The sequence below is a fragment of the Bremerella sp. TYQ1 genome (genome assembly GCF_020150455.1).
Taxonomy (GTDB): domain Bacteria; phylum Planctomycetota; class Planctomycetia; order Pirellulales; family Pirellulaceae; genus Bremerella; species Bremerella volcania_A.
The window spans coordinates 5285668-5299117 of sequence record NZ_CP083740.1; the positions used below are offsets into that span (position 1 = coordinate 5285668).

Below are 13450 nucleotides of genomic sequence, written 5' to 3' on the forward strand. Positions count from 1 at the left end.
GTTGCCGTGGAATGGTTTGACACACATGCCCATTTGTTCGATGAAGGTCTTCTGCCTCAAATCGAAGACGTCCTTTCCAGGGCAGATGAAGCAGGCGTAAAAACGATGGTCGCCATTGGCACCACGCTGGAAGATAGCCGCATCTGCGTCGAACTGGCTGAACGATTTCCACAGGTGTACGCGTCGGTCGGCATTCATCCCAATCATAGTGCCGAGGCGAAGGAAGGCGATTTGGATGCGGTCGAATCGCTAATGACGCATCCCAAAGTGGTAGCGATCGGCGAGACGGGACTCGATCGTTACTGGGACTTTGCCCCGATCGAGCTGCAAAAGGAATATTTGCAGTGGCATGTCGAGAAGTCTCGCCAGTATCAAAAGCCGCTCGTGATTCATATGCGCGAATGCGAACAAGATATTGTCGAGTGGTTAGAGGCTTCCAAAGCAGATGGACCGCTCTCTGGAATCTTGCATTCGTACACCGGAAACGTCGAGCTGGCCGAACTAGGTGTCGCGTGCGGAATGCATATTAGCTTTGCAGGGATGCTGACTTTTAAACGGAACCAGGAGCTTCGCGACGTCGCGAAAACGATTCCGCTTGAACGCCTGTTGGTGGAAACCGATTGTCCTTACTTAAGCCCGGAACCCTGTCGCAAACAACGGCCCAATGAGCCAGCGTTGGTCGTACATACGGGGACTTGTCTGGCTGGTGAGAGGGGGATGGAACCTGCTGAGCTGGCACGTGTTACGACCAACAACGCACGAAAGCTGTTTGGTATTCAGTCGACTTAACGGCTGGCTTCATGTTGCCCTTGGTTGAGAGCATTGGCCACTGGGGTAGAATACGAGAACGGTTCACGATTGATTGCACCCAATTAGCCCAGGACAATTTCTGCGATGGTTAAGACTGCTAGTACCATGCTTCCGTTGGGAACGAAGGCTCCCGATTTCTCGCTTCTGAACGTCGACTCAAAGACAGTTTCTCTTGCTGATTTTGCCGATGCCAAGGCATTGGTGGTGATCTTCATGTGCAACCACTGTCCTTTCGTGAAGCACCTGGCCGACGATCTGGCCAAGTTTGGTCGTGAGTGCCAAGAGAAAGGCGTCGCCGTCGTCGCAATTAGCTCGAATGACGTCGCGAATTATCCGGACGACTCGCCAGAGCAGATGGTTCACGAAGCCGAAAACCGCGGCTACACGTTTCCATACTTGTATGACGAAGACCAGAGCGTTGCCAAGGCTTACAAGGCGGCCTGTACGCCAGACTTCTATGTCTTCGATGGCGAGCAGAAGTTGGCTTATCGCGGTCAGTTCGATGCCAGTCGACCTGGTAACGATGTCGCCGTGACGGGGGAAGACCTTCGCAAAGCGGTTGATGCAGTCGTCGCCGGACAGCCAGTTCCCGAACCGCACATGCCCAGCATTGGTTGCAATATTAAGTGGATTGCCGGGAAAGAACCGGAATACTTCAATCCAGCCGGTACGGCCTAATTTGACTGGCAATTAGCCAGTTGAATCTTCGGAAACAGCGGCTTTGGATAGTCTCGACTTCTGCGAAAGAATTCGGACCATCTCGGCCGCTGATCCTGTTTCTTGCAGCAGTGTTCTTTGCTGAGTGGCCCAACTGGGGCGATTGGCGATGACGTTGCAGTGCTCAAGATAGTCGGCACATTGCAGGCGTTTGGCCAACGGAGCCAGTGCGGTGACAAGCCGCTTGGTCATTTGCGGAACCGTTTCGACGTCAAACGTGAACGAGTTCACCAAGCGGGCCGACGTACCGAAGCGAGCAGCTCGCCATTTGTTTTGCCGCACCATCATTGGATGGCAGTCGTGCTGATAGGCTCCTTCATCGATCTCACGGGAGAGATGAACAATCAGGCACTGAGTCATTGCGGTCAATGCCAGGACATCTTCAAAGTTGCCTGGCATGTCGCAGATTCGGACTTCGACAGTGCCGAAGTTATGGTGAGGGCGAACGTCCCACCAGATTTCACGGATGGTATTAATAAACCCTGTGTCGACCATGTGGTTGACGATCCAAACGTATTCGCTCCAGTTTCTCATCAACGTTGGAATGCCAGCGGTTGGGAGTCCTTCCATGATTTTGCTGCGGTGGGATGAAAGACCCGTATCGCGGCCTTCCCAGTAGGGACTGGAACTGGAGAGCGCCAAAAGAAGCGGCAGATACTGCATGATCCGGTCGCACAGCATCACGGCTTTATCGCCTGATTCAACACCGACATGGACGTGCAAGCCTTGCGTGACGAGGCGTCGCGCCATCTCTTGCAGCAGTTCGAGAAGATCTAAGTAACGCTGATTCGGCGTGACGGTTTGATCTTTCCAACGAGAAAAAGGGTGCGTTGCACCCCACCAAAGGTTGAGCCCCAGCTTGTCGAGGACCGTTTCAATGCGTTTGATCTTGGCCGACAAGTCTTGCTCGGCTTCACCGACGGTATGACAGATGCCGGTGTTGATCTCGAGGCAGCACTGCATCAGTTCTGGCTTGTATTGTTCCCGTTCTTCTTCCGGGCATGCGTCCAAGATTTTCTGAACCGAAGACGAAAGTTCCATCGTCTGGGCATCAATAACCCCTAGTTCCAGTTCCACACCGAGCGTGGGGTAATTGTTGGCGCGAAATTCGATTTTCGACATGGGTACGTCCTAACCTGAAGCCGAATCGGGGTGAGAGGTCGTCCGAGACTGTAAGAGTTGCGTGCTCCACCGCGATCCTGGCTCGAAACAGGCGATCAGGCTGCGGGCCAGAAGATTCGCTCCAAAGGGAAGAACACGCTCGTCGATGTCAAACGTTGTGCTATGCAGCAGGGGCCAGTTGTCGACACCCGGCGTCGCGCAGCCTAAGCGAATCATCGCCCCCGGCAGATTGTCGAGGTAGAAAGCGAAGTCTTCGCCTCCCATGCTGGCTCTTGGAATTTCGTGAACTGAAGGAAGGCCAAGCAGTTCGACGCAGTTCTCTTTCAGCAGATCGATCATGTTGGAATCGTTACGGACCGCAGCGGTGCCGAGATCGAAACTGACTTCAATCTCGGTTTGTGTCGCCATGGCAATGCCATCGGCGATGCGGTGAATATGTCGAATCGTATCGAGTCGAGTCTGCGGCAGCAGCGTTCGCATCGTCCCTTGGAGCTCGACGGTTTCCGGGATAACGTTGGGGCTCGAGCCGCCATGGATCTGCCCGAAGCTGATGACGACCGCTTCGTGCGTTTGGGTAACGCGTGGTAGCGCCAAGTAAAGTGTGTTGACTAGCTGGGCCGCCGCGGCAATCGGATCGTTGGCCTCATAGGGACGAGCTCCATGTCCACTGGAGCCATGGATTTTGATATGTACCTCTTCGCAATTGGCTGTGAGTTCCCCTTTGCGGAAACCAACTTTGCCAAACGGCAGGCTGGGCTCCATGTGGGTCGCCATAATCGCGGAGACATCTTCCAGTGCTCCAGCTTTTATCATGTCGCGTGCGCCAGTGCAGATTTCTTCCGCTGGCTGAAAGATGAACCGAGCACGAATCGGCCAAGGAAGTTTGTTGTGTTTGGCCAATGCTTGCACAGCTTGAGCGGCGCCTAATACGACGGCTGTATGGGCGTCGTGACCGCAAGCATGCATTACGCCATCGACTTGGCTGCAGTAGTCGACCTTCTTGCAGTCATGAATTCGCAGGGCGTCTATATCGCCACGTAGCGCGATCGCGGTGGTGCCGTCGCTTTCGAAGGTGTCGAGATCGGCGATCACCCCTCGTCCGTCAGGCCCCATACGGACGCTTAGACCTAAGTCGCCTAACAACTGATAGAGAGTCAGGCTGGTCTGAAATTCTTCTCCGGAAACTTCCGGATTGCGATGTAGATTTCGGCGGAAATCGATGAGTTGATCGCTTAGCTGGTCGATCTCCGCACTCAGTCTCGATTGCCAGGCTGTCATGCTGCGGGGACTTTCCTCATCCAGTTGTTGAATCTCGGTACTCCAATCTTACCATGCAATTGGAGTACCGTTCATCATCAATTTGGATGGGAATTCCCGTCCAGCCGGCGGTAAAGAACTAACCGTCGACAAATTCCGGCGTAATCAAATCCGGAATCGCACCTAGTTCGTGGCCTTCCTTCAGGAAGCGGCTGACCGATTCGCGACCACGTTCGCCGAAGTCGATCGTCCAGTCGTTTACGTACATGCCAACGAACTTGTCCGCCAGTTGGTTGTCCAAGCCACGACCGAACTGCAGGGCATAGTCGAGAGCCGCTTGGCGATTTTCCAAGCCGTAGACGATGCTTTCCTTCAGCAGTCGGGTCACTTCGCGGATGGTCTCTTCGCCCATGTCCTTGCGAATGCCGTTGGCACCCAGTGGAAGTGGCAACCCATCGGTGCGATCGTGCCACCAGACGCCGAGATCGACGATCAGTTGCAAGTCTTGTCGCTGATAGGTCAATTGACCTTCGTGGATGATCAGACCGGCATCGATCTTTTTGCCTTCGTACTCGCCAGCGGCAGTGACTTCGATAATCTCGTCGAATGGAACGACAACATGCTCGAATTCCTGCCCGAGATACATGCGTAGACCGAGGAATGCGGACGTGAGCGTGCCAGGGACGGCAATCGTTTTGGTCTTTAGTTCATCCTGCGTGAACTTTTCCTTGGCGATCACCATGGGGCCGTAGTTGTCACCCATGCTGGCACCACAAGAGCAGATCGCGTACTTGTCGTGCAGGTGGGCGTAAGCATGGATACTGATTGCGGTCAGTTCCAGTTCGCCGGAAAAAGCCCGACGATTGAGTGTTTCGATATCGACGAGTTCATGCTCGAACCGGTAGTTGCCGGTGTCGATCTTGTCGCAGGCCAGTGCGTAGAACATGAAGGCATCGTCCGGGTCAGGGCTGTGCCCTACGCGGATCAGTTTTTTCTCGGCCAAGATTCAATGTCCCTGGTTGGGGTGAAACGGGAATACGAAACCGTCCATTGTTGCGTGGACTGGCGTCTTCCATCAACCAGGGAACCGAGTGGAAACGCCCTCAATAACACCCCTTTTTGGTGGAACATGAGGGCGAAAAAGGATTTAGGCGTCGAAAGAGATGCCACCACCGCTGTTGGGGTAGTAATCGCTATGCGGATCGTAGCCAAACGCGGTAGGCGAACGCTGCTCTTGAGTCTCGCTGGCTTGATCAAGCGAACCCATCATTTCTTCCGCGTCCGACGAAGTGATTTCGCGTTCTTCCTCGCGAGGACGCTCCGGTGCTTCCGGCATCTGGCGGCACAGTTCTTCCCATGTTTCGCGTTCTTCGTTCAACACGTTCAGCACCCCTTCCAGACGATGATATTCGTCTTGGGCATGCAGTTCGGTCAGCTCTTGAAACAAGAAGAAGTACACGCCAGCAACGCTGCGCATCAAGTCGCTTCCGTCGTCTTTGATACTGCATAAAATCTGCGCGACGATTTCGCGGCAGCGAAGCAAGCTTTCCCAAGCTTCTTCTTTTTCTTCTTGCTTGCGAAGGTGCTGGGCCTGATAGGCAAAGCGAATGGCCCCGTTGATCATCATCAACTGGAGCTTCTGCGGGGTCGCTGTAAGGACCTCGGTTTCCAGGTAGTTTTCTGTCGAATCGCTTTGGAAGCTCATAGGTCTCGTCTTGGGTCAGGTCGAAAAGTGGGTCTATTCGTACTATCGGACCATAGCACGGCATGTCTTGCGGCGAATCCAATTCGGCTGCGGCTTTTACGTTCCGTCAGGCGAGATGTATTGAATCCCTTCCAAAGCCGACGTATTGCTTTGCAGCTTGCCGATGGTCAGTTCCAGATTGTAGAACTGCTTGAGCAGTTGTTCCGACTTCCGTTCGAGACGAGCTGTCATTGCCAGGATGCGTTCAGTATTGATGTCGGCGCGGGCCTGCAACGTTTGAGCACGACTGACCAGCAGTGAACTACCAGCCCCGGCAAACTGCTCGGTAAGATTGAAAACCTTGTGAGCGAAGCCGGTGGTTTCTTTGGTGAAGAATGTCTCAACGGCTTCCGGATCCGACTCGAATGCATTCCGCAGCTTGGTAGTATTCAAGCTCAGCTTGCCGGTGTCGTTGATCTCGAACCCAAGTTGCTCCAGCGATTGAAACTGGCCATTTCCAACGAGACGCGACGTGATCAAACTGCCTAGCTCGGTATCAACACGTAACGCTTCGTTAGAACCAAACAAAACACCGGTCGAGTTGTCGGCTTCGTTGAAGAAGGTGTTGTCGTCGAGCTTGGTTCGCAATGCGTTGTACTGGTCAACGAACTCTTGAGCCGCTTTCAACAGCGGTTCATCTGAGATCTGAATGTTGACATTGACTGGCGACGTTGAAGCTTCGTTGATGGTGAGCGAAACGCCTTCGAGAACTTCGCTGAATTTATTCGTATTGGACGAGGTAAGGATACCTGCCGAAGCGTTGCTGGCCGAACCAAATAGCAGCAGCGCGTCTTGGGCTTCCACGATCTCATCGAAGCGGAACTGGGATTCGCTCGAATCGATGACCACACGTCCCTTGCTTCCGGAGGTGGTGCTAACCAGCGACAGGCGGACCGGATTGGTGCCGGTTCCAGTGTTTAGCGAGCTGGCCGAAAGACCGATGTCGGCATCGTTGATTTGATCGATGACGTCTTGCAGCGTGTCCCCATCTTCAATGTTGATAGTGGTGACTTGCGACCCCTCGATAACGGTCCGAGTGACTCCGTCAACCTCTTTCTCGACCCCGGTGCCTAGTAAGCCGAGGCTTGCCGCCGTGTTGATGGAACTGCCTTCGGTGACGGTCAGCTTCCCAGAGCCGGAAGTCTTGTCGATTAACGCAATGCCGTCCCCGTTGTCGTTAATCCGGGCTTCGACATTGAGGCTGAGTTCTGCATTGATCTTATCGATCAAGTCACCGACAGTTTCAATCGATGTGTCGGATAAATCAAAGAGTCGCGTGTTGCCGTCACTATTCTTAATCAAGAACTTGCCACGCTCGATTCCAGCACCTCCTTTGAGGTCGTCGAGCTTGGTGTTCTCGTTGACGAACTGTTGTCCAAGATTGCCTGAATTGACGGTCAGCGAAGTAGAGTCGTGCTCGATGTTCAGCAACTCGGCACTGTTGGTGCCGTCCGCGTTGGCAATGATGAAATTACTGTCGAACGAGCCACTGGCATCGTTCAGTGAAATGCCGGTGCCGGAGGTGTTCACTTTGGCACTGACCGACAGGCCGGAACCATTGATCAACTCGATCAGGTCTTCGACCGTTTCTGCCGACGAAAGATCGACATTGGCCGAAGCCCCACTCCGGTCGGTGATCGAAATCGTGCCGAGTGTGCCAAGTCCTTGACCGCCGTTGAGCGATGTCAGTAATGTCGACTTAAGACCAGATTGAAGGCGGCGACTGGCGAGCGTACCTCCGGAGGCGGTTCCCGTAAGCCCGAGATCTTCCGCCGTCGAACTGTTGTTGATGCTGGTAACCGCGAATGTTCCACCGCTGTCGGTCGTCAGATCAACCAGTTCGAGGCTGTCGCCATCGTCGCTGATCTGTGCTCGTAATTTCGTTGGATCCGCCGCGTTGATCGCATCGATCAGTTGTCCCAAAGTTTGCGGTTCCGACGCCTCGGAAGCTTCGCCTTTGGAAGTTGTTTCGCTGACGGAAGCGTCGATGATTCGATCGCCGGCCGCACTGGTCGGTTTCGAGGCGGTGAATGTTGCCGCAAATGCGGTGTTGCCGTTCAGTGCTGTGACGACATCGTCCGCGGTCGTTGCTCCTTCAGCAATACGAACCGTGATAGTTTTCGCTTCCGCATCGAATTCAACGACTTCATTCCCTTGTGTAACCGCACCGTCAGCGACGTAAGAGATCTCAAAGTCGTCGTAGTTTGCTCCCTTGACTTTCGCCGTGACGTTGACTTGCCCATTGGACGCATCATCGGGAGTCGTGGCACTTGATTGCAGGACGCCGCCAGCGGTAACGGCAGTGTCTGAAACATCGACCAGGCCGCTACCATCGCTTCCAGAACCGTTCGACGCGGTGAAAAGGGCACTTGCGGTCGGGTCGTTGTTAATCGCGTCAATGACGTTCGCGCCGGTCGAGTTGCCAGCATCGATACGAACGGTGAGCGTTTTGTTATCTGGATCGGAATCGTCGTAGGTAACCGTTTCCGCTCCGGCAGTGACCCCGGCGTCGTCTACGAAAATAATCGTGACGTCGTCGTAACTGCCGCCGGTTCCACCTGCCGTTAAAGTAATGACTGCGTTAGGGTCGACCGACGTCGTTGTCGCGGAGGCCGTTCCGGTGGTGGCACTCGTCGTGACGGAATCTTTGGCAGGATCGATGATGCCGTTGCCGAGACCATTGTTGACGGTACTTGCCGTAAAGTACTGACTGGCCGTCGCATCGTCTTCCAGAGTCGAAATGATATCGGCAGCGGTTGTCTTGCCTGCGTCGATTTGAAAAGTAAGCGTCTTCGCCGTTTCGTCAAAAACGACCGTTTCGCTACCCTTGGTTACCGAAGCGTTGTCTTGGAAGATGATCTGGACACCGTCGTAGTCGCTTCCTGACTGTACCGACGTAAAGCTGAGTCGTGCATCGCCTGACTTGACGCTTGCGGTGGCGAAGTCCTCTGGCGCGGCGGCCTGTCCAAGATCGATTTCCAGCGAAGTGCCATCTCTTAGTGAAACAGAGAGGTCGGCCGCACTTCGGTTGACGCTAATACCGTTGCCATCATTCAGTGCGGAAAGCTGTGTATTCGCGTGCAGGTTGAGTAAGTCCGCCCCGGTCGCTGAATTCGAGGCCGTGTTGATGCCCTCCAGCCCAAGATCGGCAGCCGTGCTGCTGCTACCAACCGCTTGAACAACCAAATTAGATGTTGTTTGTCCCGAGGTATCGGTCAGCTTGATGCGATCGCCATCGACCGTGGCAGTGACTTGAGTGGTATCGTTGTCGTTGATTGCGCTGAGAACGTCGTCGATCGTCTGGGCGTAGCTTAAGTCGATCGCGGCACTGCTTCCGCTGCGGTCAGTGATGCGAATCTTGCCACGTTGAATACCCTGGCCGCCGTTCAGTTGATCGAGCGAGATACCATCGTCCAAGCGAGGGCCGTGACTGATCTGAATTTTCCCAGCACTCAACGGTTGTGTCACGGAAGCGACACCAGAACTGAGAAACTGTTGGGATTGGGCCGTACGGATGGGCGTGAACTGATAGTTGCCCGTCTTCGGCGTTCCGGTGACAGCAGCCGAAAGGAACGACGTGTTGCTGCTCGTTGCTTTGGCGGTAGTGAAGAGCGTGCTCTTCTCGAACTTCTTCGCGGTGAACTGAAAGCTTAGAACGCTCGCGGTAAGTTCCGCGATGGCCTTGGCTTCGGCATTTATCGCCTCGGTACGCGTGACGAGGGCTTCGCGCGGCTGTGCTTCGACCTCAAGCAGTTGCTTGACGGTTTCCGCGATCGGAATCCCGGTGATTAAACCGGTATTTGCTTGTATGCCTGCCATGAGGTTATGTGCCACGTAGGTGGGCCGTCGCCCACGCAAAAGTTCCGCAGAAAGAGTCCGCGCTACTCAACGTTATCGACTAGATAGCCTGCTTCGCTGGAGGAATTTTCCGATTAGGTAGTTTTGAATGGCCACTTCAAGAACAAAAAACGCCCGACCAAAAGGCCGGGCGTTTCTTTTATTGTCAAATCGCTTGAGCCACGATTAACGGAGCAGACTCAAGACGTTCTGTGGGTTCTGGTTGGCGATACCCAACACCGAAGTACCCGACTGAACCAGAATCTGCGAACGCGTCAGCTTAGCCGATTCAGCGGCGAAGTCCGCGTCACGGATCGAGCTTTCAGCTTCGGTCAGGTTGGCCAGCGTATCGTTCAAGGTGTAGATATTCGATTCCAGCGTCGTTTTCTGGAATGCACCCAGTCGACCACGAAGCTGAGTGACCACAGTGATCGTTTCGTCAACGATCTTAGCGGCTGCACCCACGTCGGCGGTCAGGCTCTTGGAACCACCCGAACGCAGCTCGAACAAACGTCCGCTGACACCACCGAGGGTTGCCGTGCTGACGCTCTGAATACCGAGACGGGCTTGCTGATTGCTAACCACGTCTGGGCCGAGTTGGAACAGGGCACCACCACCCGAGATCTGAAAACTCAGATTCGAGTTGTCGTCGACCGAAGCATTCAAGGAGAAGCTCAAGTCGAGCGACGAGGTGTTGATCGAAGCCTTGAGACCGTCACCGACAGCTTGGATACCGTTGATGCGGACGTCGACGTCGGTACCAACCGAACGGTCAGCAGTTTCGCCAGTGTCATCGGTCAGGCTGAATGTACCGCTCAGAGCCTTGACGCTAACGAAGCTATCCGAGCCGTAGCGAGTTGCTTGGAACGTCAGACCAGTGTTTTCCAGGTCGGAGTTGCCTTGCAGAGCAGCACCTTGGACGGAGCCGTTATCGACCACGCCACCGGTCAGCGTTGCGGTGTCGTCAACTGTGACAACCCCAGCACCACTACCGCCAGCGGTTGCCGAGAACAACGCAGCGACATCGGCATCGTAATTACCATCACCGGAATCGAAGATGTCTTCGATGTCGGCAGCGGTCGTCGCACCTTCTTCGATGTAGAAGGTAAGCGTCTTCGATGCCGCATCGTATTCAGCACGTTCGTCGGTGCCAGCGGTGACCGTGGCATCGTTGACAAACTGAATGGTCACGTCATCGTACTCTTCGCCACCGTTGATCGCAGTCAGCGTGAGCTGAGCGTCTTCGCCGTTGACAGCCGTGGTCGTGCCAGTTGCCTGGGCATCTTCCAAGTCAGTACCACTGGTGGAGAACGAAATGTCTTCCGTGGAGACTGCCAGGACACCGGAACCGTCGCTACCACCCGAGTTGGTGACGCTGATACCGCGTTCGGCCAGATAAGCAGCCGTGTTCGCAGCTTCGGTGCCGTCTTCGATGAATTGGCTTGGATCATCGAAGAATGCGATCAGATCGTTCGCAGTCGTCGTGATGGTGCCGTTTTCATCCGTGGCCAGGTTGATGACCAGCGTGCCTTCTGATTCGACGCCACCGGTAGTTCCAGCAGGAATGTCGAGGTCGGCAATCGTGATAGCATCGGTACCGTCGCTCGAACCAAAGTTCGATGCTTCAAAGTACTGGCTCACGTAAGCGTCATCGTTGATGGCGGTCAAGACGTCGTCAGCAGTTGTGACACCATCTTCGATGTTGATGGTGATCGTCTTGTTTTCTTTATCGAGAACAGCGTACTCGTTGCCACCGCCGGTGACCGAAGCGTTGTCGACAAAGCTAATGGTGTAGCCATCGAAGTCGGTGCCTTTCAGCTTCGACTTGATCTCGAACGATCCGTTGGCATCGGCATTCTGGATGACGGCGGTCGAATAACCTTCGACGCGAGGATCGGTCGTGGTGTCGATGCTCAGGCCGGTACCTGGATTCGAGACGAAACGAATGTTTGGATTCGACTCTGGGGCCAGGAACTGCAGCGAGTTGTTCTGTTCGGCGACACCGCTGTTAGCAACGTCGGTGAACTCGGAGACAACGCCGTAGCCATTGTTGCCTGCTTGCAGCGAAGCGGTGACTTTGTCGTTGCCCGAAGCAGAGTTGATTGCTTCGATGACGTCATTGGCGGTTGCGATCACGTCGCCACCGTCAACACCACCGGCAGTCGCCGTACCATAGGTGCCAGTGAAAGCAACTGCACCGGCACCGGTGCCGTTGGTTTCGACCAAAGCAGCGGTGAACAAAGCAGCGGTGGCTGCATTGTTGGAGGTTGCGGTAACAGCACCACTGTCTGCGACAGCGATCGTACCGGAACCGTCACTACCGGTAACGTTGGCAGCTGCGGTGAACAAAGGACCGACTGTTGCGTCGCCGTTCAATGCAGTGATCACTTGGTTAGCGGTCGACACACCATCTTGAATACCGACGGTGATAACAACGTTATCAGGATCGCTATTGTCGTAGGTAACCGTTTCACTACCGGCTGTAGCCGTATCAGTAAAGTTGATCGTAACGTTGTCGTTCGCCAAGCCGGTCGAATCCGACGTCAACGTGAACAGCGAGTTACCACCGGAGGCGGTACCAACGACTGCGGTCGGGGTGTCGGCGAGGGCGTGCGTGTTGTTCACAGCAGCGACGATGTCGGCAGCGGTGGACGCAGCGTTTTTGGTAATCGTCAACGTTTTGGCGTCGGCGTCATAGACTGCCGTTTCTTCGCCCGTGTTCGCACCGTCGGCAAAGATGATGCTGACGTCATTGAAGTCGGCACCGAGCTGATCGGCGGTGATCGTGAAGTCGTTGTCCGTACCAGCGGTGTCGACGGTAACGGATGCTGCTTCGTAATCACGGACGCCGAGGGCGACTTCGATGGTGGCTGGATCGTCGCCGACCGAACCGGAGTAGTTCGCGGTGGTCGAGGAAGACGAACCTTTGACGTACTTGACGCGGACGTCGCCGGCGTCGAAGCCAGCTTCGTTGGCGGTCAGCAGGACGTCGTTGTTTTCGCCGTAGCTGGAAGCGACTAGAGTACCCTTCGTGGCAGCCGTTTCGACGATGGCTTCCACGCCGGTCGCGTCCGAGACCAGGTTGACGGCCGAAGCAACTTCTTCGATGGTCGAACCCTTGGCGAAGTTGAAGGCTTCTGTACCGTTGCCGCCACCGATTTGCAGCACGAGATCTTCAGCGATCGCACCGAAGTTGTAGTTCAGTTGACCACGGGTCGCTTGCTTGACGACGTTGACCTCGACGCCGATAGCACTGAACGAACCGAAGTTGGCCTGGTCGACGCGAAGACCTTCGATCGAGTTGTTGTCGACGCCATTGGTGATGAAGTCGAGGTTACCGTCCAGGAGACGTTTGCCCTGGAAGGAGGTGATTTGGGCGATACGATCGATAGCTTCAAGCGACGAGTCGATCTGCAACTGGTTAGCTGCGATCTGTTCTTCACTCAACGCACCGGTATTCGCGGCTTCCGAGGTCAGACCACGGATGTCGTTGAGCAGCTGGCTCACCTGGCCGAGAGCACTATCGGCAGTTGCGATCAGCTGATTGGCTCGCTCACTGTTGGTGATGGCCTTTTCGACGCTGATGATATCGCTTCGAAGACCTTCACTGGCGATCAAACCGGCCGGATCGTCTTTACCACGATTGATCCGGAGACCGGTGCTCAAACGACCCAGAGCGGTTTGCAAATCGCTGTTGGAACGCGACAAGGTGTTCTGAGCAATGAGAGAGCTGACGTTAGTATTGATTCGGGTCATTTTGAGACACCCCTCCTAGTTGAGGACTACGTTTGGTTCCAACCGAGACGGGGAGTCGTGACTCAGCTGGTGCGGCTGCAAAACGCAGCCCCGAAATATATGGGAACGAACGATTGTCAATCTCGAGTTTGGCCATGCATGGTGTTGACGAAAGTCGTCGCCAGCGGGGCCTGCCCCGTTCGACGTCCTAAAAACCGAGCTAGCTAC

General features: G+C 54.9%; 8 protein-coding genes. 2 read left to right on the forward strand and 6 right to left on the reverse strand.

The window, feature by feature from the left end; genetic code table 11:
* Positions 1 to 6 precede the first annotated feature (6 nt).
* Together LA756_RS21530 and LA756_RS21535 are read left to right on the forward strand one after the other, a co-directional pair.
* Positions 7 to 789: a TatD family hydrolase gene (locus LA756_RS21530; RefSeq protein ID WP_224436785.1), complete on the forward strand. Its 783-nt coding sequence runs from the start codon at positions 7 to 9 to the stop codon at positions 787 to 789.
* Between the two features lie 105 nt (positions 790 to 894).
* On the forward strand, positions 895 to 1488 hold the full coding sequence (locus LA756_RS21535; protein ID WP_224436786.1) for a thioredoxin family protein: 594 nt from the start codon (positions 895 to 897) through the stop codon (positions 1486 to 1488).
* A gap of 12 nt (positions 1489 to 1500) precedes the next feature.
* Here the strand turns inward: LA756_RS21535 and LA756_RS21540 are convergent, their stop codons facing one another.
* From LA756_RS21540 to LA756_RS21565, 6 genes are all read right to left on the reverse strand, one after another.
* Entirely contained in the window at positions 1501 to 2649 is a 1149-nt protein-coding gene (locus tag LA756_RS21540) for a YbdK family carboxylate-amine ligase (RefSeq protein WP_224436787.1), read from the reverse strand.
* A gap of 9 nt (positions 2650 to 2658) precedes the next feature.
* On the reverse strand, positions 2659 to 3927 hold the full coding sequence (locus tag LA756_RS21545) for a M20 family metallopeptidase (protein WP_224436788.1): 1269 nt from the start codon (positions 3925 to 3927) through the stop codon (positions 2659 to 2661).
* A 118-nt stretch (positions 3928 to 4045) separates the two neighbouring features.
* Entirely contained in the window at positions 4046 to 4909 is an 864-nt protein-coding gene (locus LA756_RS21550) for an MqnA/MqnD/SBP family protein (protein ID WP_224436789.1), read from the reverse strand.
* A gap of 144 nt (positions 4910 to 5053) precedes the next feature.
* A complete protein-coding gene (gene fliS / locus LA756_RS21555) occupies positions 5054 to 5611 on the reverse strand; it encodes a flagellar export chaperone FliS (RefSeq protein WP_224436790.1) in 558 nt (185 codons plus the stop codon).
* Positions 5612 to 5707: 96 nt separating this feature from the next.
* Positions 5708 to 9469, reverse strand: a complete 3762-nt coding sequence (gene fliD / locus LA756_RS21560) for a flagellar filament capping protein FliD (RefSeq protein WP_224436791.1) — start codon at positions 9467 to 9469, stop codon at positions 5708 to 5710.
* Positions 9470 to 9673: 204 nt separating this feature from the next.
* On the reverse strand, positions 9674 to 13243 hold the full coding sequence (locus LA756_RS21565) for a flagellin (protein WP_224436792.1): 3570 nt from the start codon (positions 13241 to 13243) through the stop codon (positions 9674 to 9676).
* Positions 13244 to 13450 lie beyond the last annotated feature (207 nt).